This is a genomic window from Acinetobacter sp. ANC_7511, assembly GCF_056779975.1.
This window is the reverse complement of the sequence record NZ_JBWYIY010000002.1, coordinates 26663-48397: the sequence shown is the minus strand read 5'-3', so window position 1 is coordinate 48397 and position 21735 is coordinate 26663. Positions and strand designations below refer to the sequence as shown.

The following is a 21735-nucleotide window of genomic DNA, read 5'->3' as shown; positions in this document are numbered from 1 at the left end:
ATTGCAATTAATTATTGTCGCATCATAGAGAAAAAACGGATTAGTGGCTACACTTAGCACTTTAAATATTCAGCCTGTACTAGAATTTATAGCAAATGAATACACAACGTGAACAATTGATACATACGTGGGTGCAATCTGTACTTCAATCAGAGCAGTTCGAAATAAAATATTTAGCAGGCGATGCCAGTTTCCGTCGCTATGCGCGAATCACCTTGAATAATAAATCATTTATGTTAATGGATGCACCTCCAGAAAAAGAAGATTGTGTACCTTTTGTGACGATTGATGAATTCTTCGATCGTCATGGTGTTCGTGTTCCACATATTGTTGCAAAGGATTTAGAGCAAGGGTTGTTGCTTCTTGAAGATTTTGGGGATGAGCTTTTAGCGAACCATTTAAACAATGACACGGTAGATCAGCATTATTTACAGAGTTTTAAACAACTCATTCAATTACAGTCTATTAGTGGTGTGGATCAGTTTCCAGAATATAGTTACGAAAAATTAATCAGTGAAATGGAGTTATTCACAGATTGGTTGCTTCCATCATTAAATATTCGATTAAATGCTGATGAACAAGGTTTGATTAAGCGCACTTTTGCGATATTGGCAAATGCGGCTTTAGCTCAACCACAAGTGATTGTTCATCGAGACTTTCACAGTCGTAATCTCATGTTGTTGAATGATGAACAAGAACAAGGCGTAATTGATTTTCAAGATGCGGTAATCGGTGCGGATACCTACGACTTGATTTCAATTACACGTGATGCATACGTGCAATGGCCTCCAGCACGTGTAAAACAATGGTTTAAAACCTTCTATGAATTATTACCAGATGATTCAAAAATTGATCGTGATTTAGAGCGCTTTATTCAAGATGCTGACTTCATGGCGATTCAACGCCATTTAAAGATTTTAGGTATTTTTGTGCGATTGTTTGAACGTGATGGAAAGTCTGGCTATTTAAAAGACCTGCCTCGTGTCATGTGGTATTTACTCGAAGAGTCGAAGCCTTACGCTGAACTCACTCCATTTATTCAATGGATTGAAGATAAAGTACTACATGCATTTGAAGCCAAGTATGGTCACTATGAGGTGGTAGCTGCATGAAAGCTATGATTTTAGCAGCGGGTCTGGGTAACCGTATGCGCCCCTTAACGCTTTATAAACCAAAGCCATTGTTGGAAGTGGGTGGAAAGCCTTTAATTGTATGGCATATTGAAAAATTAAAGTCTATTGGTGTTAGTGAAATTATAATTAATTCGGCATGGCTGGCAGACAAATTGATCGGTGCTTTAGGCGATGGTTCTCAGTTTGGTGTGAACATTCGCTGGACGCGTGAAGATGAGGGTTTGGAAACAGCTGGTGGAATCATCAATGCTTTGCCGTTGTTGGGTGAAGAACCATTTATTCTCGTCAATGGGGATGTGTGGACTCAGTTTGATTTTGCTCAGTTGCTTGAGCTTGATTTACAAGAAGATCTAGCACACTTGGTACTTGTACCAAATCCGCTACAACATCCTCAAGGTGATTTCACACTATTAGATGGTCGTGCTTATACTTTTGAGCAAGAAAAAGAGGGCGAAAATCTGACTTATAGTGGTATTGCGGTGATTCATCCTCGTTTATTTCAAGGTCTAGAATGGGGCAAGCGTCCTTTAGCACCTTTGCTTAAAGATGCTATGTACAACCACAGAATTTCTGCTGCAAAAATGGCAGAAACGTGGGTGGATGTGGGTACTCCAGAAAGGTTGATGCAGTTGGATCAGCAAATTCGAGAAGGACAATTTAACTAACTGAGTATTCACTAAGCGTTAAATAGTGTTCCACGATGCATAAAACGGTATACTTTGATTAATTTTATTGAGATGTTTACTGTTTATGCATCCTTTTTTTCATGAGTTACAACAAGGTAGTAAAAAACTAGGTTTATCACTCAGTGATGAAGCGTTGAATTTATTATTAAAATATCAAGATGCGCTTGTATTGTGGAATAAGGCGTACAACTTGACCGCAATTCGTGATCCTAAAGAAATGTTAGTTAAACATTTGTTGGATAGCCTCAGTATCTTGAAAGACTTGCCTCAAGGGCGATTGCTTGATATCGGTACCGGTGGTGGTATGCCGGGGATGATCATCGCGCTATGTCAACCTGAGCGAAGCTGTGTGCTTCTGGATTCGAATGGAAAAAAAATTCGTTTTCTCAAACAGTTTATTGCTGATCTAAAACTAAAAAATGTTGTGGCAGTTCAAACTCGAGTAGAGAATGAAGAGAGTATTAATGAACTGGGTAAATTCGATGTAATTACCAGTCGTGCTTTCGCCTCACTGACAGATTTTATTACTGCTTCTCGTCCTTTTATGCATGAAAACAGTATTATTGCTTCTATGAAAGGTTTAATTCCTGCTGAGGAAATTGAAAACCATAAAGATGAGTTGAGTTGCGAAATTATTGAGCTTCACGTTCCTCGTTTAGATGAACAACGTCATTTATTGCTACTTAAACAAATTTAAAAATTCTAGGGATTGGGGTTACCATGGCTCAAATTATTGCTATTGCGAACCAAAAAGGTGGCGTAGGTAAAACCACGACTGCTGTAAATTTGGCTGCATCATTAGCAGTGCTTAAAAAGCGAGTATTGTTGATTGATATGGACTCTCAAGGCAATGCCACTATGGGTTCAGGTATTCAAAAGAATGATCTCTTATACTCAGTAACTGATGTTTTACTGGGTGAAGTGCCAATTGAAACTGCCATCACTAAAGCTGAAGTTGGATATCGCGTAATTGGCTCCAATCGTGATTTAGCAGGTGTTGAATTAGCCATTGCTGAGCAAGACGGTCGTGAATTTATTCTGCGTGATGCGATCCAACAAATTGAAGATAAGTTTGATTACATCATTGTGGATTGTGCACCAAGCTTAAGTTTGATCACAGTAAATGCATTGGCTGCTGTTAAAAGCGTGATCATTCCAATGCAGTGTGAATATTATGCCTTGGAAGGCTTGGCAGATTTAACACAAACGATTGATCGTATTCAACAAGCGTTAAACCCTGATTTAGAAATCATTGGTGTATTGCGTACCATGTACGATGCTCGAAATGCGCTGACACGTGATGTGTCGGATGAGTTGGAGCAGTATTTTGGTAAAAAATTATACGAAACGGTTATTCCTCGAAATGTGCGTTTAGCGGAAGCGCCAGCACATGGGTTACCGATTATTTATTTTGAAAAAAGTTCTAAGGGTGCAGTGGCTTATTTGAATCTTGCTGCTGAAATGTTAAAAAAAACCAAAGTGAAAAAAGGAAGTAAAGCATGACCGTGAAGAAAAGAGGCTTAGCAAAGGGTCGTGGCTTAGATGCGTTATTGGGCTCTATTCAAAAAGAAAAATTACAATTAGAAGCACAGTCATTAGATCATGGTCAGCTCAAACAAGTAGATGTCAAACTTCTTAAACGTGGTAATTATCAGCCGCGACGTTTTATTCATGAAGAAGACCTTCAGGAATTAGCATCTTCTATTAAAAAGCATGGCATCATGCAGCCGATTGTCATTCGTCCAATTGAGGATGATGTACATCAATATGAAATTATTGCAGGGGAGCGCCGTTGGCGAGCAGCTCAAATCGCTGGACTAAATGAAGTTCCTGCAATTGTTCGTGATTTGTCAGATCAAGTTGCAATTGCGTTGGCATTAATTGAAAACATTCAACGCCAAGATTTAAATCCAATTGATCAAGCTATGGCATTGCAGCGTTTTCATGAAGAGTTTGGATTAAGTCACCAAGAAATTGCTGAAACGGTGGGCAAGGCACGTACTACAGTAAGTAATTTATTGCGCTTATTAAGCTTAGCGGATCCGATTAAAGACCATATCCAACAAGGTCAATTAGATATGGGGCATGCGCGTGCAATATTGACTTTGCGTGCAAAAGACCAAATTGAAATTGCAAAAATTGTCATTGAAAAAAACCTTTCTGTTCGTCAAACAGAACAGTTAGTGCGTGATTTTAATGCACCAAAACAGGATAAGCCAAAACCATCAATTTCAGCTGATTTAGAGCAACTGACTCAGCGTCTTTCTGAACGTTTCAGTGCAGATGTTAAAATTGATCACAATAAGCAAGGTAAAGGTAAGCTTGTGATTCATTATCATTCACTTGATGAGTTAGATGGTATTCTAAATATCTGTTTAGATGAAAAATAATTAATTTAAAAGCAGTAAATGTGATTTATTTAGATGAGTTTGAGATTTAAGTCATTTAGGTCTCAATACTCCAATTGAGCTAAGGTTTACTTTGATCATTCCATACAATCAGGTCATTGATTTTAGAGTGGGGCAGACTTTAGCATTCGATGTTCGAATTATGTATGATTAAATTGCATACGTGCTGAATCTGTTTAGGTGTTTAAGGATACCGTACCAATTAGAGGTTGTGAGTGAAGCAAGATTTTAAAGTTTATATGCGTTTGTTGAGTTACTTAAAACAGTACTGGACGATTGCATTGATTGTTGTATTTGGTTTTGTGCTGAATGCCGCGACTGAAGTTTCTGTTGCGAAATTATTAGAGCATATTATCAATGCCATTCAAGAACAGGATCGAAGTTTCACGAACTTATTCCCATTTTTGGTTGTGGTTTTGATGTTTGTACGAGGAGTGGGGCTATTTCTAGGTGGATACTACACTTCGGTGATTTCTCGAAATCTAATTTTTAATATTCGCCAAGAAGTTTTTGCTAAATTAATGCGATTGCCGTCGCAATATTATTTAGATAACACTAGTGGTCATATTACTGCCAAAATTATGTACAACGTTGAACAGCTGACTGCTGCCTCAACGGAGTCATTAAGAACCTTATTACAACAAGGTTTGATCACCATTGCGCTGTTAGGATATTTGTTCTATTCCAACTGGCGCTTGACTTTATGTATTTTGATTTTTGCGCCATTAATCGGTTTGTTGATTAGAAAAGCTGCTAAACGTATGCGTAAGCTGTCTACTCAAGTGCAAGATACGATGGGTGATGTAAACCATGTAGTGCAAGAAACCGTGAATGGTAATCTGGTTGTTAAAGGGTTTGGTGGACAGGCATACGAGCAAACTCGTTTTAAAGAAACCTCACTCGAAAACTTGCGTCGTGGTTTAAAAATGGTTGCAGTACAACAATTAAATAGTCCTGTTGTACAACTTATTATGGCGATCGCTTTAAGTATTGTGATTTGGATTGCTTTAAGACCTGAGATATTACAGGATACTTCAGCGGGTCAGTTTGTTGCGTATATTACTGCAGCCGGTATGTTGAGTAAGCCGATTAAAGCTTTAACCGATATCAATGAAAAATTACAGCGAGGAATGGCTGCAGCACATTCAGTATTTGAATTATTGGATATGCCTGAAGAAAAAAATGAAGGGCAGTTAAAACCACAACTCAAAGGCAATATTGAATTTAATCAGGCAAATTTAACATATAGCGATGGTTTTCATGCCATTCATGATTTCAATTTAAATGTTAAAGCTGGGCAGACTGTAGCGTTGGTGGGGCGTTCGGGGGCTGGTAAGTCTTCTTTAGTTAACTTATTGGTTCGTTTTCAAGAATTAAGTTCAGGGTCAATCAAATTCGATGGCCATGATATTCAAGATATCGAAGTTACAGCGTTACGCTCACAAGTGGCTATGGTCAATCAGCAAGTCGTGCTGTTTAACCGAACTGTTCGTGAGAATATTGCTTATGGTCAGTTACAAGATGCTTCGGAAGAGCAGATTATTGCTGCTGCGAAAGCTGCTTATGCCCATGACTTTATTATGGCACTGCCTCAAGGCTATGACACACCATTAGGTGCTCAAGGTTTAAATTTATCTGGCGGACAAAGACAGCGTATTGCAATTGCTCGCGCAATCTTAAAAAATGCTCCAATTTTAATTCTTGATGAAGCGACAAGCGCATTAGACAATGAGTCTGAATACTTCATTCAACGTGCTTTTGATGCAGCTATGCAGGATCGGACAACGATTGTCATTGCACATCGATTATCAACGATTGAGAATGCAGATCTTATTGTGGTAATGGATAAAGGTCGAATATTAGAGCAGGGAACACATCAGGAATTACTCGATTTGCGTGGTGCATATTTCCAACTGCATCAACGTAATTTTGAGGAATAAGTTATGTCTATTGCGCAGGTCATTCAAAACGCTTGGAATAAGCAATCCAAGTGGTTGATTGTATTGCGACCCCTGTCATTGCTTTATCGATTAGGATTTTCCCTGAACAAAGCCTTGTATCAACGTGGTATAAAACCTATTTATACTGCACCAGTTCCTGTCATGGTCATTGGCAATATAACGGTAGGTGGTAGTGGTAAAACACCGTTATTAATTCAATTGGTTAAATATCTTCAACAAAAAAATATTCGAGTTGGAGTAATTAGTCGAGGCTATGGTGGTAAAGGTCCTTTTCCTGCAAGCGTGAATCTCGATTCTGAGCCAAATGAAGTGGGTGATGAGCCCTGTTTAATTGTGCAATCTACTGGCGTGCCGATGGTCGTAGGTGGGCAACGACAGAAAAGCATAGAGTTGCTTCTCTCTAAGCATCAACTTGATTTGATCATTAGTGATGATGGTTTGCAACATTGGGCACTTGATCGTCAATTAGAATGGATTGTGCTGGATAACAATCGTGGTTTGGGTAATCAGAAACTGTTGCCAGAAGGTTTTTTGCGTGAGCCAGTAGCACGGTTATGCAGTGGTACAGTAATTGAGCATGCTGAACAACCAAGTTCAGATCTGTATATGCAATTACAAGTAGCGGCGCCGTACTTGTTAAATCCAGTCGAAGATCAAGTTGAGTATTTTGCCACTGATTTGAATTATTATGCGGTCGTAGGTATTGGGTTCCCGCAACGGTTTTATAAAACCCTTGAAAGTATGGGCCTAAAGCATTTTCAGTGTCATGAATTTCCTGATCATTATGATTATCAGATTGATGATTTACAATTTGAAGATTCAAATCCAATCATCACCACTGAAAAAGATGCTGTGAAACTCCTCCCTTTGTTAAAACAACATCCAGAATTTAGTCGTGAAATTTGGGTGGTTCCTGTTGAAGCAGCTTTATCATCAGCTTGTTATGATTTGCTGGATCAACAGCTTGCAAAACTTGGTATCGTAAACACATAAGGAATATCCATGAAACATATTGTAATACCTGCTCGCTTTGCAAGTTCGCGGTTACCTGGAAAACCACTCCTTAAAATACACGGGCGTGAAATGATTTTACGTGTGGTAGATCAGGCGCGAAAAGTGACTGGGTTTGATGATTTATGTGTTGCTACTGACGATCAAAGAATTGTTGATCTTTGTAAGGCAGAACAAATTGATGTTGTGTTGACCAGTGCAGAACACCCTTCTGGAACCGACCGATTGAGTGAAGTTGCACGAATCAAAGGTTGGGCGAGTGAAGATATTATTGTAAATGTGCAAGGTGATGAACCATTATTGCCTGCATCTTTAGTCCAACAGGTTGCTTCTTTGTTAGAGCAAAAGCCTGAATGTTCAATGTCCACTTTGTGTGAAGTGATCCAAGAATTAGAAGAGTTTAAACGCGATAGTATTGTCAAAGTCGTCATGAGTAAGTTCAATGAAGCGCTTTATTTCAGTCGTGCAACCATTCCATATGATCGTGATGGATCAAAGCAACAACCTCAGATACTACATCGAAAAGCCTACCGACATCTTGGTTTATATGCCTATCGAGTGAAGTTGCTACAAGAGTACGTGACATGGGATCAGGGAGATCTCGAGGTTTTAGAAAGCCTTGAGCAACTGCGTGTTTTAGAAAATGGTCATCGAATCGCAATTGATGTGGCAGAGGTGAGCTTACCACCAGGTGTGGATACGCAACAAGATTTAGACCGTCTTAATGCAATGCCTATTTCTCATTTCCAATAGTACAGATTAGTCAATGACTCAGACTCAGCATGTTTATCCTTGGCAACTTAACGTATGGAGCACACTGACTCAGCGGTTTCCTCAAGTAGGTCATGGATTACTTTTTTATGGCAAAAAAGGCTGTGGTAAAGAAGCTTTTACCCAGCAATTTGTTACTTGGCTGCTATGTTTAGATAAGCAGCCAAATCAACCTTGTGGTCAGTGTTCAAGTTGTTTGTGGCTAAAATCAGATACTCATCCAAATTATGTTTACGTCACGACGGATGAGGACAATAAGAAACAAAACGCTAAAATTAAAATTGAGAAAATTCGTGAATTACAGCCATTCGTGCAACAAACCGTCGATGGTTGGCGGGTTATTGTGATCGAACCGGCGGAAGCGCTCAATATCGCATCGTCAAATGCTTTATTGAAAACACTTGAAGAACCAGGTGAGCGTGTTGTGATTATTCTTTTGGCGGATCATTATTTAAAATTACCAGCCACTATACGAAGTCGCCTACAACATTACGCCTTAGATCGGCTGACTGATGATCAAGCCAATGCATATCTGAATGAACATTTGAATGCAGAGCAGCAGACTTTGAGCTCACTGTTGCTTAACCTTTCGAATGGTATGCCTTTAGCTGCTATTGAGTTGGCCTCAAGTGAATGGTTAACTCTGCGAAGTGCGTTTATAAATGATTGGTATCATTTAGTCAGTCAAAAAAATATGCCAATGCAGTACGCCTCTAAATGGAATAAGCAACTCAACTTTTCCGAGTTGATTGTTATGTTTGAGTACTTATTAGCTGATCTTGTTGCCTATAAAATGGAACAAAATGTAAAAAATAGCGATTTAGACTTTAGTTTGTTGGCTGAGCAATATCAATTAGAGCAATTATTTGATATTTATAATGATGTGCATCAAGCAAAACAAATGGTTGAGCAGAATGTTCAATCAAATTTAATTGTTGATCAGCTTTTTATAAAATTAATGAATGTTCAATAATCATGTTTGAATACAGGGGATAGAGATGCAGCCACGTCCGGGCGGTTTATTACAAGTCAATATTAATGATCGCGAAACTCTGCAATCCAGTTATATGCCTTTTGTTGAGGGTGGTGGATTATTTATTCCAACCAAACATCCAGTCAAAATGGGTGAAGAAATTTTTATCTTGGCAACACTTCCTAATCAAACTCAAAAAATACCAATTACGGGTAAGGTGATTTGGATTTCCTATAAGCAATCGGGCATTAAACCACAAGGTTTTGGATTGCAGTTAACTGGAGATAAAGGAGCCTATTACAAGATGGAAGCAGAAAAAATACTCGCTGGAAGTATGTCAACAGCACGTGCAAGCTTTACAATGTAGGCTCTGACTTAAAAAATTAAAAGGTGTCCTTGTGTTTGTAGATACACACTGTCATTTAAACATGCTCAACCTTGAACCTTACGAGGGAAATATCGATTTAGCAATTCAGCAAGCGATTGATGCTGGTGTCACAAAAATGATGGGGATATCGGTTGATTTGGATGATCATATTATTCTGTCAGAAATTGCAGCTCGACACGAAGGAGTGGGTTACAGTGTTGGGGTGCATCCATGTGAAGATCCAGCAGTCATGCAGCGTGCTACTGTTGAAACTTTGGTTGAATTGGCGAGTATAGATAAGGTCTGGGCAATTGGTGAAACGGGTCTAGATTATTATCACAGTACTGAATTTGTTAAAGAACAAAAAGAATGTTTTGCACGACATATTCAAGCTTCACAGATGGTGAAAAAGCCAGTGGTCGTACACACACGCTCATCTAAAAAGGATACGATAGATATTATAAGAGCTGAAAAGTCGACACACGGAATTTTGCATTGTTTTACTGAGGATTGGGATACGGCAAAAGCGGTTCTAGATTGCGGTTATTACATTTCATTTTCAGGAATAGTATCGTTTAAAAATGCTCAGGATTTACGTGATGTGGCCAAGCAAGTTCCATTAGATCGACTATTAATTGAGACTGATAGCCCTTATTTAGCACCAATGCCATATAGAGGAAAGTCTAATGAACCAAAGTATGTCCCATATGTAGCCAAAGCATTAGGTGATGTATATGATAAGTCAGTCGAGGAGATTGCCTTTATTACAACGCAAAATTTCGAGAATCTTCTACGAATGCAGTAAAAATTTAATACGGAAAATAGAAAGAAGAGAGTTTATAGAGTGAAGATGGATCGTCAGGCTCAGTTTAGAGCGAGAGAAGCATTAATATTTCAGGTCGCAGAACAACTTCTTTTGGAAAACGGCGAAGCGGGCATGACATTGGATGCATTGGCCGCTGAGTTAGATTTAGCAAAAGGAACACTCTATAAGCACTTCCAAAGTAAAGATGAATTGTACATGTTGCTTATTATTCGTAATGAGCGCATGTTATTAGAAATGGTTCGAGATACTGAAAAAGGCTTTCCTGAACATTTAGCTTTTTTTATGTTGCACCATTTGCATCATCCAGAACGTACTGTACTCTTTCATCAAATTGAAGAACGATTATCTACAACTGGTCAGGGTATTAATCATTTATTTAATGAAATGTATCAGATCCGCAAAAGTAGACTCAGAATTATCATTCGTATGACAGAAAATCATCTAGCATCCATTCAAAGTAAGATGAGTTCTCGGGATTATCTAGCATCCATTTGGTCGATTACTCATGGTGGTGCTGCGATATTAAATTCGAGTTTCTATCAACGCTATTTAGGCTGTCGAGATACGTTAAGGGTTGCTTTAATTGATCAAGCATTGATGATGCCTAAACAGATAAATTTGACAGAATCAGTGGCCTAATATGCAATCTCTAGATCACCGTCAAGGCGGATTTACTTTAATCGAATTGATGGTGGTCATTGTGATCATCAGCATCATGGCGGCATTGGTGGTGATGAATATTGGTGGGATTGATCAACGTAAAGCAATGCAAGCTAGAGAGGCTTTAATATTAGATTTAAAACGTATTCATCGAGAGGCTGTTGATCAATCGTTAGTGGTTGCATTGGTGCCACAATGGAATGGTGATCAGTTTCGCTATACATTTCAAAAATATAATGATTTAACTCGTCCAGAGCAGACGCTTGTATCGAATAATAATCGTCAACCTTCCACTTGGGTTGAAATGCCAGAGTTTTCTGCGAGAGAGCTACCTGCAAAGGTTTCATTTCAGATCGAAAGTAGCGACTATAGTTTTGAAAATGCAACTAATGCAGACTTGATGAATAATAATGCACCGAAATTAATTTGGTTGGGCAATGGCGAGGTTAAACCTGTCACAATTCAAATGTATTATGAACAAAAAGCAATTGGTAATCTTATTCAAATAGATTACTTGGGTAAAATCGATGCGGGCGCTTAAAGGATTTACCTTGATTGAGGTTGTGGTGGCTTTGGCTATTTTCGCTGTAGCAGCAATGTCATTGACGAAGGTAGCTATGCAGTACACACAGGCGACTGCGAATGCAATTTTACGAACAAAAGCACAATTCGTCGCACAAAATGAAGTCGCTGCAATACAAATTAGTGGTGAATGGTTAGAGGGAACTCAATCGAAGCAAATTACCTCTCAAGGGTTAAGTTGGCAAATTGATAAAAAATCAGAAGCGACTATTAGCCCAGATGTTCAGAAAATAGAAGTGCAAGTGAGTCTATATAACAATGATTTAGGTAAAGTTGATTCAGGTGTCACCACCATGGTGTTTTATAACTATCCTATCAGAGAGCAATCCAACTCATGATCAAGAGTAAACAACAAGGTTTTACCTTGGTAGAGCTTTTGGTTGCCATAGCCATCTTTGCAGTATTGTCTGCTTTAGGATGGAAAATTTTTGATTATTTAAATAAAGTCAAAGATCGCAATGCGGTGCATGAACAGCAACTTCTCAGTTTGCAAGATAGTTATTTACAAATGCAAAGAGATGCTTTGCAAATTGTACCGCTGACTGCAAATATCGCAGGACAAATCCAACCTGCATTTTTACTGGATGATCAGTCTGTACAATTTAGTAAGGCAGGGGTCACAGACCCGCTGAAACAGGGTTTGTCTCCATTTGAGAGAATAGAATATCGTTATAATGCGCAAGATCGAAAAGTTTATCGTTTAAAGTATCCCAATCTGAATGTTCTTCAAACAACTCAACCTTTATCCAGTACGATCCTAGAAAATGTGGATGATTTTCAAATCACGATTTTAAACCCGAATGAATTGAATTCGTGGCCGGAAGCATCAACAATAAGTTCTAATAGTAATGATGCTCAAGATGGTGTTGCTCGGCTATTGCCTAAAGGTATGCGAATTAGATTTAAGCAACAAGATACTGAATATGAGTGGATTTTTAGTTTGCTTAATACTGACTATTTAAAACCGGCATCTAGTTAATCATTAGGAAAATGCATGAAGCAGCAAAAAGGAATCGCCCTGATTACGATTTTAATGTTAGTCGCTTTGGCAACTATCATTGCTGCGACGATTGCCCATCGTCAATACAATACCAGTGAAAATACGGCTTATGTGATTCGTCAAAACCAAGCACTGTATTATGCAAAAAGTGCTGAAGCTTTTTTCTCAGAATTATTGGTTCAAGATGCTAAGTCCAATTCAAAATCAGATAATCTTCAAGAAACTTGGGCTCAACCGATGCCACCATTTCCAATTGATGGTGGTTATGTCGCAGGGCGAATTGTTGATGAAACGGGTAAGTTTAATTTAAACAGTTTGGTCAAAGATGATGGCGTGCCGAATGATAATGCGGTGAATTACTTTAAGGGATTATTAACAAAGCTTGGTTTGCCAGAAGAATTGAATGAAGCGGTAATTGATTGGCAAGATCAAGATGATTTGACGATTGGTGCGATGGGGGCAGAGAGTAATTATTATTTAAGTTTAACGCGTCCTTATTTGCCAGCGAATGGTCCTTTTCATAGCGTTGAAGAGTTGAAGCAAGTGCGAGGATTTGAAGGTGATAAGTTTTTATTGATAAAACCTTATGTTACAGCGATTCCTTTAAAAGAAATTAAAATTAATATTAATACAGCACCAGCGATGATTATTGCTGCTATAGACCCAAGTTTGGATGTGCAAAATGTGCAGCGTGATTTGGATCAGAAAAAAGCCAATGGTGAGTTTTTTGAGTCCGTAGATCAGCTCTGGGAACTCAACACTCTAAGTCAGTTAAGTGAAGAAGCAAAAAGCACAGCAAAAAATAATTTTGATGTTAAATCTGCATTCTATCGAGCAGATATTGAAATCATGCTATCTGATCGAAAGCGATATTTTTCGAGTTATCTGATGCGTGATGAAGATAAGGTTTATGTCTTCTCAAGAAGTTTGGCACCTCTTCAAACCAATTGATTAAATTGCTAAACTATTAATTTAAACAAATTGAATGATGGCTTTTTATTTTTTTTGTTTTTAATACGTTTTGCCAATTGCTTAAAACGTTAAAATTAATGATGAGTTGTGTGAATATGCACTATAATCATTTTAACCCATGATTTTTTATTGCTCTGACATATGTTAATTCGAAAATTATTTAAGTTTGAAAACGCGCATATAGTGCGAAATTGCACATCAGACCGCTGTAAGCGTTCAATTCATGGTCATAGCTATAAAGTCGAATTATTATTGAGAGCCTCAAAGCTAGACCATGGTCAAATGGTCTATGATTTTGGTTTGCTGAAAGGTGTGATCAAAGAACTTTATGATAGTTTTGATCATGCGATTTGTTTTTGGCAAGAAGATTCAGCTGAATATATTCAAGCATGTAAAACTTTTAGTGCGCGTTGGGTTTCATTACCCGTTTCACCTTCTGCTGAACAATTTTCTCGAATTTTCTTTTATTTGGCAGAACAAGTACTGAAATCAACTGTCACGCAAAATGGTGAAGGTGATGTTGAAGTCTATTCAGTGATCGTGCATGAAACTGACACAGGCTATGCGCAAAGTTTTGCTGAAGATATCGTAAATGAACAGATGGGCTTATTGGCGCTTGATCAAATCATATTCTCAGAACAAATTCAAAATGAATGGTCTGATCCTAAAATGTACGAACAATTGAAACAAGGCTTAACTTTTAAGAACCCAAGTGTAGATTTACAAGTAAAACTTTAAAGCTGTGATTGATTTAGGGATGAACACAATGCAACTCACCGAACAAGAATTAAGTCAACTGAATCAAGTTCGGTTAGAGGATGGTTGGAAGTATGCTTTAGCAGAGTTTTTGCTCAGCGATAAAATGGATCAGCTGAAAGCTTTTCTCAAATCTGAATTACAGGCGAATAAGGTGATATACCCACCTAATTCTCTTATTTTTAATGCCTTCAACACCACACCCTTAGATCGTGTAAAGGTCGTGATTCTCGGTCAAGATCCTTATCACGGTCCAAATCAAGCACATGGATTGAGTTTTTCAGTGCAAAAGGGTGTTGCATTACCGCCGTCTTTGCGTAATATCTATCACGAACTCAGCACTGACCTTGGAATAGCGCCTGCCAAGCATGGTGATTTAACCCAATGGGCTGAAGAGGGTGTCTTGTTGCTGAACAGTGTATTGACTGTTGAAGCGGGCCAGCCGACTTCACACCAAAAGAAAGGTTGGGAAGATTTCACTGATGCTGCGATAGATGTTCTAAATGAGCAACGTGAAAAGATCGTTTTCATTCTTTGGGGTGCGTACGCGCATAAGAAAGGTCAACGAATTGACCAAAATAAGCATTTGGTCTTAAAAGCAGCACATCCATCACCATTGGCAGCAAACCGAGGTGGTTTTTTTGGGTGTAAAGTTTTTTCAAAAACAAATAATTATCTTAAACAAAATGGCATTGAGCCAATTAAATGGCAGCTGGAAGCATGACAATATCTCCTGAGACGAATCAATATCATCCTGACTTAATTGTTGAAGAAGCACAGAATGGATGGAGAGTGGTTCGATTAAATCGTCCAAAATCTTTACATGCACTTGATGAATCTATTGTGACGGCTTTATTGGCTGTTTTTGAAAAGTTTCATCATGATGATGCGGTTAAAGCGATCTGGTTTGATTCAACAACCCCTAAAGCTTTTTGTGCCGGTGGGGATGTACGCAAACTCCGTCAGTTGGTCATCAATAATGAGGTTGATGCGGCAAATAAATTTTTTGAACAAGAATACGCGCTAGATCTTTTGTTGCATGACTACGCTAAGCCGATTGTCGTTTGGGGAGAAGGTTATGTGATGGGTGGTGGGCTTGGTTTATTTATGGCTGCACCATTCAGACTCGTTACACCTTATTCGCGTCTTGCAATGCCAGAAGTAAATATTGGTTTATATCCAGATGTTGGTGCTAGTCGTTTCTTGGCAGATCGTGGCCCAATTGGTCTATTTACAGGTTTAACTGGATCGATCATGACTGCGGCAGGAGCTTATGGTATTGGCTGGGCGACTCATATTTGTGATGCTCAGCGCGATGTTGTTTTACAAAAGTTGATCAATATCGATTGGGATCATTATCCTGCTGGTGATTTTAGGGCATTAGATGACACTTTAAATAGTTTGCATCGACCAGTTTCTCCAGGGCCACTGCAAATCTCGTTAGACGTGATTCACAGTGTCTGTCGTGGTGCAAACTTTGAAAATGACTACGAAGCAATTATCGGTTTAAGTGATGCACGAAGTGATTGGCTAAGACAAGCGAGTGAAAATCTGGCAAAAGGATCACCAAGTACAGCTGCGATTACCTGGTTGTTATGGCAATGGGGGCGTCAAGTTCATCCTTGGCAAGAAGTATTTGAACTTGAAACTCAAATTTCTGATTGGAAAATTAGACATCCTGATTTTGTTGAAGGCGTACGTGCACGTTTAGTGGATAAAGATTTATCTCCTGAATGGACACCTGCAGAATCTATGTCCTTAAAAGGAATTTTAGGTGCGCACCCACCAGTTACAAATATCGAGAGCTGGAATAACTTGTTAAAACAGTACGGTATTATTTAATTTTGACTGAAATTCAATTTGATGCCGAAGATCTAAAATGGATGCAGCGTGCCTATGAGCAGGCTGCATTTGCAGCTCAATTGGGAGAAATCCCTGTTGGAGCTGTCATTGTGAGTCAAGGAAAAGTAATTGGTGAAGGATATAATCAACCCATCCTGAGTCATGACCCGACTGCTCATGCTGAAGTGGTCGCACTTCGCCAAGCATGTAATCAAATTCAGAACTATCGTCTACCAGAAGATGCAACCCTTTATGTAACCCTTGAGCCATGCACGATGTGTGTGGGGGCTTTAATTCATGCTCGAGTTCACCGTGTTGTATTTGGTACTTTAGAGCCGAAAGCGGGTTCTCTAGTCAGTGCGCGACAGCTATTGAATAATCAAGGTTACTACAACCATATATTTGAATTTGAAGGGGGCTGCATGCAATCAGCGTGTGCTCATCAACTTTCAGAATTTTTTAAATTCAGACGAAAACAAAAAAAACAACAGCGTGTACGACAAAAAATAGAAAATAATCAGGAATGATTGCTATTGTTGATTGTGGAAAAATTGACATAATGTATTGTCAGTATGAAGCGGACTCAATGAAAAGGAATAAAAATGAATTCAATCCAAGTTAAACAAGAATTTAACCAGCCTATAGATCGTGTATTTGAAGTTTTGTCAAAACATGCGACTTATAATGATGTATTTGCACCGATTCAGGTTGTACGCATTAAAGATGCAGCTGATCCGAGTCGTCCTGATGGGATTGGATCAGTACGAAAAATGGGATTAGGCCCAATAAAGCCAATTCAAGAAGAAATTACTGTACTAGAGCCAAATAAGCGTATTGAATACAAAATTATCAAGAATCCATTAATCAAACATCATCTTGGAATTATTGAATTTAAAGAGCTTTCAACAGCTAAAACTTTAGTCACATACACGATCGAATTACAGGCAAGAGCACCGTTTGTGAGCAAATTAATTCTTGCACAACTCAAACTTGCTATTACACTTGGTTTTAAGAAATTAGCAAAACGCCTTTAAGGCGAAGTTGGTAAAGTAATGACAATTCAAATTATCACGATTGATGGACCAAGCGGTTCAGGCAAAGGAACTTTGGCAGCAAAATTGGCACAGCATTACCAGTTTCATTTACTAGATTCTGGCGCTTTGTATCGTTTGTTGGGATTGTCATTACATCAGCTGAATTTAATTGATTCAATTCACAATCCAGATGTGTTGGTTAAATGCGTAGAAATAGCGACTCATCTCGATATTCAATTTGTTAGTGATCATTTAAAAACAAAAATTTTACTTAACGGGCATGATGTAACGGATGAAATTCGCACTGAAAAAGTCGGTGAGTTTGCATCCAAGGTTGCAGTTGTACCTGAATTAAGACAGGCATTATTCGAAAGACAACGTGCATTTGCTCAAGCACCAGGTCTTGTTGCCGATGGCCGTGATATGGCGACTTCAATCTTCCCAGAAGCCCAAGCAAAAATATATTTGACGGCTTCTGCTGAGTCGCGTGCTGAGCGGCGTGTAAAGCAGTTGCAGGCCATGGGGCAAAATGTTAAAATAAGCGACATTTTATCTAATATCCAAGCACGTGATAAGCGTGATATGGAAAGAACCGTTGCGCCGCTTAAGCCGGCTGAAGGGGCTTACATTATCGATAGTTCAGATCTGGACATTGACGCTGTATTTAACCTGATGACCGCATATATTGATGCGCAATAAGATAAATTAATGAATATTAGTGGAAGCATAGCTTGATCAGTTCTATATGGACTATGTCGATACTTAACTAAACCGGCCTTGTCTGATCCAAGACCGCTGACTTTTCTAGGTATATCATGACCGAATCTTTTGCAGCCCTCTTTGAAGCAAGCGAATTAAACCTCAACGTTGAAAAGGGTGCAGTCATCCAAGGTATCGTTGTTAGCATCGATTCTGACTGGGTAACTGTAGATACTGGCCTTAAATCTGAAGGCGTAGTAGCTCGCTCTGAATTCTTAAACGAACAACGTGAACTTGAAGTTAACGTTGGTGACACAGTTGACGTAGTTGTTGAAGCGCTTGACAACGGTATGGGTCAAACAGTTTTATCACGTGAAAAAGCTAAACGTGCTGAAACTTGGACTAAACTTGAAAAAATCTTTGAAGACGGCGAGATCGTTACTGGTGTTATCTCTGGTAAGGTTAAAGGCGGTTTCACTGTTGACATCGGTCCAGTACGTGCATTCTTACCAGGTTCTTTGGTAGACACTCGTCCTATCCGTGACACGACTCACCTTGAAGGTAAAGAGTTAGAATTCAAAGTTATCAAACTTGACGCTAAACGTAACAACGTTGTTGTATCACGTCGTGCAGTTATGGAAGCTGAATCTTCAGCTGACCGTGAAGCTCTTCTTTCTCAACTTGAAGAAGGTCAAACAGTTACTGGTACAATCAAAAACCTTACTGACTACGGTGCTTTCGTTGACCTTGGCGGTATTGATGGTCTTCTTCACATCACTGACATGGCTTGGAAACGTATCAAGCATCCATCAGAAGTTGTTGAAGTTGGTCAAGAAGTTACTGTTAAAGTACTTAAATTTGACAAAGAGCGTAACCGTGTATCATTAGGTCTTAAACAACTAGGTGAAGATCCATGGTTAGCGATCATGAACCGTTACCCTAAAGGTTCTATCGTTAAAGCGCGTGTAACTAACTTAACTGATTACGGTTGCTTCGCTGAAATCGCTGAAGGCGTTGAAGGCTTAGTACACGTTTCAGAAATGGACCACACAAACAAAAACATCCACCCATCTAAAGTTGTTCAGATTGGTGATGAAGTTGATGTTATGGTTCTTGAAGTTGATGAAGAGCGTCGTCGTATTTCTCTTGGTATCAAACAAACTCGTGCTAACCCATGGGAAGAGTTTGCTAAGGCTCACGACAAAGGTGAAAAAGTTTCAGGTACAATCAAGTCTATCACTGACTTCGGTATCTTCATCGGTTTACCAGGCGGTATCGATGGTCTAGTTCACTTATCTGACATTTCTTGGAATGAACAAGGCGAAGAAGCGATTCGTCGTTACAAGAAAGGTGACACTGTTGAAGCGGTTATCCTTTCTGTAGACGCTGAAGGCAACCGTATCAGCCTTGGTATCAAGCAAATGAACAGCGATCCGTTCAACGATTTCTTAGCTGCTAACGAACGTGGTGCTCTTGTTAAAGGTACTGTAGTTGCAGTTGATGCTCGTGGCGCAACAATTAAGTTGGCTGACGAAGTTGAAGCTTCTCTTAAAGCTTCAGAAATCAACCGTGACCGCGTTGAAGATGCAACTAAATTCTTAGAAGTTGGTCAAGAAGTTGAAGCTAAGATCATCAATGTTGATCGCAAATCACGCGCAATCAACTTGTCTATCAAAGCGAAAGACGAAGCTGAAGAGAAAGAAGCTGTTGCTAACTTGAAAACTGCTTCTGCAGGTCAAGACAACGGTCCTAAGACAATTGGTGATTTGATCAAAGCTCAAATGAACCACTAAGTCTTTCGTGTTCAATGTATTGTTAATGTAATTTAACTAATACTTTTTACACAAATACTGTAAACGGTAGCGTAGTATTGACTTACTGCGCTACCGTTTTGTATTTAAACAGGTTATTATCTCGCTATGCACAGAGTAGCTTGATAATTAAAGAGGTCGCAGATGACTACTGAAGCACTTAATAAGTCTGACTTAATAGAACGTATTTCTATCAAAAACCCTCATTTGGCTGAGCCATTGGTCGAAGAAGCTGTTAAAATTATGATCGATCAAATGATTGAGTCATTATCAGCTGATAATCGTATTGAAATTCGTGGGTTTGGAAGTTTTGCTTTACATCATCGCGAACCGCGAGTTGGGCGTAATCCTAAAACAGGTAAGTCAGTTGAAGTGGCTGCTAAAGCTGTACCTCATTTCAAACCAGGTAAAGCACTAAGAGATGCTGTAAACGAATCAGCAGGAAAATAATAAATTACTCAGGGGTGGTTATGCGTTACGTATTAGTTGCACTGTTAGTTGTAATCTTCGGATATGCATTGGCATTGGTTCTGCAAAATGGTACAGAACTGACTGTTGATCTTCTATTCACTCAAGTACCGGCAATGAGATTAGGTTTATTGCTTTTGTTGACTTTGGCACTTGGGATCATCGTTGGATTATTACTCGGAGTTCAAGTTTTCCGTGTATTCCAAAATAGTTGGGAAATTAAGCGTCTTCGCAAAGATATTGAATATCTTCGTAAAGAACAAATCCAAAATGCTCAGTTAGCTGCTGCTGAAGCTGCTGCAAATGTACGTCATGAAAAGACAGTACTAGATGTGCATTCAGATCCGCGTAACTCAAATCCGCTGTAATTTATAAATATTTAAAAAACCTCTAAAATTTATTTTAGAGGTTTTTTTTATTGAAAATAAACTGTTGAATTTTAAGCTGAGTTTTTGAAAGTTAATTTTGCAGCTTAAGTTGAACATCTTTATAATGACGCAACTTTAGATGGACGGAAGAACAACCTTGAGTATCATTGTTGCTTTAGATGCAAAAAGCCAATACGACGCATTGAAAATTGCTGAAAATTTGGATCCTAAACTTTGTCGTGTAAAGGTGGGTAAAGAACTTTTTACACATGAAGGTCCGACCGTTGTAAAAGCATTGCATGATCAAGGTTTTGAAGTATTTTTAGATTTAAAATTTCATGATATTCCAAATACGACAGCACAAGCCGTTTGCGCTGCTGCAGATCAAGGGGTATGGATGGTCAATGTTCACGCATCTGGTGGACGAAAAATGATGGAAACTTGTGTAGAAAGATTAAAAGCAGGTAACTATCAAACACAGTTGATTGCAGTCACTGTATTAACTTCAATGGGGCGAGAAGATCTACGTGATCTTGGTTTGGATATCGAGCCTTTTGAACATGTGAAACGTCTAGCGACTTTGACTCAAGAAAGTGGCTTGGACGGTGTTGTATGTTCTGCGCAAGAAGCAAAAATGTTACGTGAAACTCTAGGTCAGAACTTTGCTCTCGTCACTCCGGGAATTCGTCCAGAAGGTTCTGCAGCGGATGATCAAAAACGTATTGTTACACCTAAGCAAGCTATGTTAGATGGTTCTACACATTTGGTGATTGGTCGCCCGATTACTAAATCAGAAAATCCAAATCGGACTTTAAGAGATATTCTAGCGACTTTGTAATTTTCAAATTACAGTCTTGAACTATTTTAAAAAGCCATGAATGTTCATGGCTTTTTTTAACTAGGATTAAGATTGTAATAAACAAGGTTTATAAAGAAGCGAGAAGAAGCCTTGTGCTAAGACAGTTAAAACTTAATAACATGATAAAATCAAAGAGTTGGATAAAAGGTTTAACAAATAAAGAAATTGGAAAAGCTGTTTAGCATGGCGTTGTTGCTGCATAAAAGGTACGAAAGGAAAAAAATATGCAAGTTTGTAACTGGGATTGGGGAGCAATTACTACTTTAATAGGAGCTGGAATAGCATCTACTACTGCATGGTGTATTTCAAATGAATGGAGAAATCAAAAGGCAGTGAGGTTATTGCAAATGAAGCAAAAGAATATATTTATAATTTAAATAAACTTGAATTAATACAGAACGAAATTGAAACTAAAAGCACTACAGCAAAAAGAAGGAAGGAACTATTAGAAGAATATATTTTATATAAAAATAAAGCATCTAAACATTCAAATTTTCTCGGAAAAGCATGTTCTAAGGATTTATAAGTAACTTAAGCTCAAATTATGG

At 38.7% G+C, this 21735-nt stretch carries 27 protein-coding genes; all 27 read left to right on the top strand.

From position 1 onward, the window contains the following. The first annotated feature begins 95 nt into the window (after window positions 1-95). Complete coding sequence (locus tag AC1M9L_RS01680; protein ID WP_481591161.1) at window positions 96-1112, top strand: aminoglycoside phosphotransferase family protein; 1017 nt, start codon at window positions 96-98, stop codon at window positions 1110-1112. Continuing rightward, a complete protein-coding gene (gene murU / locus AC1M9L_RS01675; protein WP_481591160.1) occupies window positions 1109-1798 on the top strand; it encodes an N-acetylmuramate alpha-1-phosphate uridylyltransferase MurU in 690 nt (229 codons plus the stop codon). Before AC1M9L_RS01680 ends, murU begins: the two co-directional genes overlap by 4 nt. 85 nt (window positions 1799-1883) lie before the next feature. Further along, window positions 1884-2516: a 16S rRNA (guanine(527)-N(7))-methyltransferase RsmG gene (gene rsmG, locus AC1M9L_RS01670; protein ID WP_481591159.1), complete on the top strand. Its 633-nt coding sequence runs from the start codon at window positions 1884-1886 to the stop codon at window positions 2514-2516. A gap of 23 nt (window positions 2517-2539) precedes the next feature. Then, the gene (locus tag AC1M9L_RS01665; RefSeq protein WP_092766214.1) at window positions 2540-3322 is read left to right on the top strand and encodes a ParA family protein; all 783 of its coding nucleotides are present in this window, start codon (window positions 2540-2542) and stop codon (window positions 3320-3322) included. After that, window positions 3319-4209 (top strand): ParB/RepB/Spo0J family partition protein, encoded by an 891-nt coding sequence (locus AC1M9L_RS01660; RefSeq protein WP_035264597.1) that lies wholly within the window; start codon window positions 3319-3321, stop codon window positions 4207-4209. The genes AC1M9L_RS01665 and AC1M9L_RS01660 overlap by 4 nt, the downstream gene beginning before the upstream one ends. A gap of 233 nt (window positions 4210-4442) precedes the next feature. Further along, window positions 4443-6167 carry a lipid A export permease/ATP-binding protein MsbA gene (gene msbA, locus AC1M9L_RS01655; RefSeq protein ID WP_035264595.1) on the top strand — a complete coding sequence of 575 codons (1725 nt, stop codon included), beginning with the start codon at window positions 4443-4445 and terminating at the stop codon, window positions 6165-6167. A gap of 3 nt (window positions 6168-6170) precedes the next feature. Next, window positions 6171-7181: a tetraacyldisaccharide 4'-kinase gene (gene lpxK / locus AC1M9L_RS01650; protein ID WP_481591158.1), complete on the top strand. Its 1011-nt coding sequence runs from the start codon at window positions 6171-6173 to the stop codon at window positions 7179-7181. A 9-nt stretch (window positions 7182-7190) separates the two neighbouring features. Beyond that, window positions 7191-7952, top strand: a complete 762-nt coding sequence (gene kdsB / locus AC1M9L_RS01645) for a 3-deoxy-manno-octulosonate cytidylyltransferase (protein ID WP_481591157.1) — start codon at window positions 7191-7193, stop codon at window positions 7950-7952. A 13-nt stretch (window positions 7953-7965) separates the two neighbouring features. Further along, on the top strand, window positions 7966-8943 hold the full coding sequence (locus AC1M9L_RS01640; RefSeq protein WP_481591156.1) for a DNA polymerase III subunit delta': 978 nt from the start codon (window positions 7966-7968) through the stop codon (window positions 8941-8943). 25 nt (window positions 8944-8968) lie between these two features. Further along, window positions 8969-9310, top strand: coding sequence for a PilZ domain-containing protein (locus AC1M9L_RS01635; protein WP_481587020.1), 342 nt, complete (start codon window positions 8969-8971; stop codon window positions 9308-9310). Between the two features lie 31 nt (window positions 9311-9341). Continuing rightward, entirely contained in the window at window positions 9342-10115 is a 774-nt protein-coding gene (locus AC1M9L_RS01630) for a TatD family hydrolase (protein WP_481591155.1), read from the top strand. 45 nt (window positions 10116-10160) lie between these two features. Beyond that, complete coding sequence (locus AC1M9L_RS01625) at window positions 10161-10775, top strand: TetR/AcrR family transcriptional regulator (RefSeq protein ID WP_035264575.1); 615 nt, start codon at window positions 10161-10163, stop codon at window positions 10773-10775. Between the two features lies 1 nt (window position 10776). Continuing rightward, the gene (locus tag AC1M9L_RS01620) at window positions 10777-11337 is read left to right on the top strand and encodes a pilus assembly FimT family protein (RefSeq protein WP_481591154.1); all 561 of its coding nucleotides are present in this window, start codon (window positions 10777-10779) and stop codon (window positions 11335-11337) included. Then, window positions 11324-11716 carry a type II secretion system minor pseudopilin GspI gene (gene gspI, locus AC1M9L_RS01615; RefSeq protein ID WP_481591153.1) on the top strand — a complete coding sequence of 131 codons (393 nt, stop codon included), beginning with the start codon at window positions 11324-11326 and terminating at the stop codon, window positions 11714-11716. The genes AC1M9L_RS01620 and gspI overlap by 14 nt, the downstream gene beginning before the upstream one ends. After that, window positions 11713-12357 (top strand): type II secretion system minor pseudopilin GspJ, encoded by a 645-nt coding sequence (gspJ, locus tag AC1M9L_RS01610; RefSeq protein WP_481591152.1) that lies wholly within the window; start codon window positions 11713-11715, stop codon window positions 12355-12357. Before gspI ends, gspJ begins: the two co-directional genes overlap by 4 nt. A gap of 15 nt (window positions 12358-12372) precedes the next feature. Continuing rightward, window positions 12373-13329, top strand: a complete 957-nt coding sequence (gene gspK / locus AC1M9L_RS01605; protein WP_481591151.1) for a type II secretion system minor pseudopilin GspK — start codon at window positions 12373-12375, stop codon at window positions 13327-13329. 162 nt (window positions 13330-13491) lie between these two features. After that, a complete protein-coding gene (locus tag AC1M9L_RS01600; protein ID WP_481591150.1) occupies window positions 13492-14088 on the top strand; it encodes a 6-pyruvoyl trahydropterin synthase family protein in 597 nt (198 codons plus the stop codon). Between the two features lie 28 nt (window positions 14089-14116). Then, window positions 14117-14830 (top strand): uracil-DNA glycosylase, encoded by a 714-nt coding sequence (gene ung / locus AC1M9L_RS01595; RefSeq protein ID WP_481589861.1) that lies wholly within the window; start codon window positions 14117-14119, stop codon window positions 14828-14830. Beyond that, a complete protein-coding gene (locus AC1M9L_RS01590) occupies window positions 14827-15948 on the top strand; it encodes an enoyl-CoA hydratase/isomerase family protein (RefSeq protein ID WP_179998211.1) in 1122 nt (373 codons plus the stop codon). Before ung ends, AC1M9L_RS01590 begins: the two co-directional genes overlap by 4 nt. Window positions 15949-15950: 2 nt before the next feature. After that, window positions 15951-16475 (top strand): tRNA adenosine(34) deaminase TadA, encoded by a 525-nt coding sequence (tadA, locus tag AC1M9L_RS01585; protein WP_481591149.1) that lies wholly within the window; start codon window positions 15951-15953, stop codon window positions 16473-16475. 75 nt (window positions 16476-16550) lie between these two features. Further along, a complete protein-coding gene (locus tag AC1M9L_RS01580; protein WP_180027685.1) occupies window positions 16551-16982 on the top strand; it encodes an SRPBCC family protein in 432 nt (143 codons plus the stop codon). Window positions 16983-17000: 18 nt separating this feature from the next. Beyond that, the gene (cmk, locus tag AC1M9L_RS01575; protein ID WP_035264559.1) at window positions 17001-17681 is read left to right on the top strand and encodes a (d)CMP kinase; all 681 of its coding nucleotides are present in this window, start codon (window positions 17001-17003) and stop codon (window positions 17679-17681) included. A gap of 116 nt (window positions 17682-17797) precedes the next feature. Beyond that, entirely contained in the window at window positions 17798-19474 is a 1677-nt protein-coding gene (gene rpsA, locus AC1M9L_RS01570; RefSeq protein WP_035264556.1) for a 30S ribosomal protein S1, read from the top strand. Between the two features lie 162 nt (window positions 19475-19636). Then, window positions 19637-19942 carry an integration host factor subunit beta gene (locus AC1M9L_RS01565; RefSeq protein WP_035264555.1) on the top strand — a complete coding sequence of 102 codons (306 nt, stop codon included), beginning with the start codon at window positions 19637-19639 and terminating at the stop codon, window positions 19940-19942. Window positions 19943-19962: 20 nt separating this feature from the next. Next, entirely contained in the window at window positions 19963-20328 is a 366-nt protein-coding gene (locus AC1M9L_RS01560) for a lipopolysaccharide assembly protein LapA domain-containing protein (RefSeq protein ID WP_035264552.1), read from the top strand. Window positions 20329-20467: 139 nt separating this feature from the next. After that, complete coding sequence (gene pyrF / locus AC1M9L_RS01555) at window positions 20468-21166, top strand: orotidine-5'-phosphate decarboxylase (RefSeq protein WP_481591148.1); 699 nt, start codon at window positions 20468-20470, stop codon at window positions 21164-21166. Window positions 21167-21500: 334 nt separating this feature from the next. After that, window positions 21501-21713: a hypothetical protein gene (locus AC1M9L_RS01550; protein ID WP_481591147.1), complete on the top strand. Its 213-nt coding sequence runs from the start codon at window positions 21501-21503 to the stop codon at window positions 21711-21713. The last annotated feature ends 22 nt before the right edge of the window (window positions 21714-21735 follow it).

Coding starts and splice junctions, on each gene's coding strand:
- AC1M9L_RS01620 (WP_481591154.1), top strand. CDS start 10,777: ATGCAATCTCTAGATCACCGTCAAGGCGGATTTACTTTAATCGAATTG.
- pyrF (WP_481591148.1), top strand. CDS start 20,468: ATGGACGGAAGAACAACCTTGAGTATCATTGTTGCTTTAGATGCAAAA.
- gspK (WP_481591151.1), top strand. CDS start 12,373: ATGAAGCAGCAAAAAGGAATCGCCCTGATTACGATTTTAATGTTAGTC.
- AC1M9L_RS01635 (WP_481587020.1), top strand. CDS start 8,969: ATGCAGCCACGTCCGGGCGGTTTATTACAAGTCAATATTAATGATCGC.
- AC1M9L_RS01565 (WP_035264555.1), top strand. CDS start 19,637: ATGACTACTGAAGCACTTAATAAGTCTGACTTAATAGAACGTATTTCT.
- gspJ (WP_481591152.1), top strand. CDS start 11,713: ATGATCAAGAGTAAACAACAAGGTTTTACCTTGGTAGAGCTTTTGGTT.
- AC1M9L_RS01600 (WP_481591150.1), top strand. CDS start 13,492: ATGTTAATTCGAAAATTATTTAAGTTTGAAAACGCGCATATAGTGCGA.
- AC1M9L_RS01660 (WP_035264597.1), top strand. CDS start 3,319: ATGACCGTGAAGAAAAGAGGCTTAGCAAAGGGTCGTGGCTTAGATGCG.
- murU (WP_481591160.1), top strand. CDS start 1,109: ATGAAAGCTATGATTTTAGCAGCGGGTCTGGGTAACCGTATGCGCCCC.
- ung (WP_481589861.1), top strand. CDS start 14,117: ATGCAACTCACCGAACAAGAATTAAGTCAACTGAATCAAGTTCGGTTA.
- AC1M9L_RS01640 (WP_481591156.1), top strand. CDS start 7,966: ATGACTCAGACTCAGCATGTTTATCCTTGGCAACTTAACGTATGGAGC.
- AC1M9L_RS01665 (WP_092766214.1), top strand. CDS start 2,540: ATGGCTCAAATTATTGCTATTGCGAACCAAAAAGGTGGCGTAGGTAAA.
- AC1M9L_RS01550 (WP_481591147.1), top strand. CDS start 21,501: ATGGAGAAATCAAAAGGCAGTGAGGTTATTGCAAATGAAGCAAAAGAA.
- cmk (WP_035264559.1), top strand. CDS start 17,001: ATGACAATTCAAATTATCACGATTGATGGACCAAGCGGTTCAGGCAAA.
- AC1M9L_RS01580 (WP_180027685.1), top strand. CDS start 16,551: ATGAATTCAATCCAAGTTAAACAAGAATTTAACCAGCCTATAGATCGT.
- AC1M9L_RS01560 (WP_035264552.1), top strand. CDS start 19,963: ATGCGTTACGTATTAGTTGCACTGTTAGTTGTAATCTTCGGATATGCA.
- kdsB (WP_481591157.1), top strand. CDS start 7,191: ATGAAACATATTGTAATACCTGCTCGCTTTGCAAGTTCGCGGTTACCT.
- lpxK (WP_481591158.1), top strand. CDS start 6,171: ATGTCTATTGCGCAGGTCATTCAAAACGCTTGGAATAAGCAATCCAAG.
- rsmG (WP_481591159.1), top strand. CDS start 1,884: ATGCATCCTTTTTTTCATGAGTTACAACAAGGTAGTAAAAAACTAGGT.
- rpsA (WP_035264556.1), top strand. CDS start 17,798: ATGACCGAATCTTTTGCAGCCCTCTTTGAAGCAAGCGAATTAAACCTC.
- AC1M9L_RS01625 (WP_035264575.1), top strand. CDS start 10,161: ATGGATCGTCAGGCTCAGTTTAGAGCGAGAGAAGCATTAATATTTCAG.
- AC1M9L_RS01680 (WP_481591161.1), top strand. CDS start 96: ATGAATACACAACGTGAACAATTGATACATACGTGGGTGCAATCTGTA.
- gspI (WP_481591153.1), top strand. CDS start 11,324: ATGCGGGCGCTTAAAGGATTTACCTTGATTGAGGTTGTGGTGGCTTTG.
- AC1M9L_RS01590 (WP_179998211.1), top strand. CDS start 14,827: ATGACAATATCTCCTGAGACGAATCAATATCATCCTGACTTAATTGTT.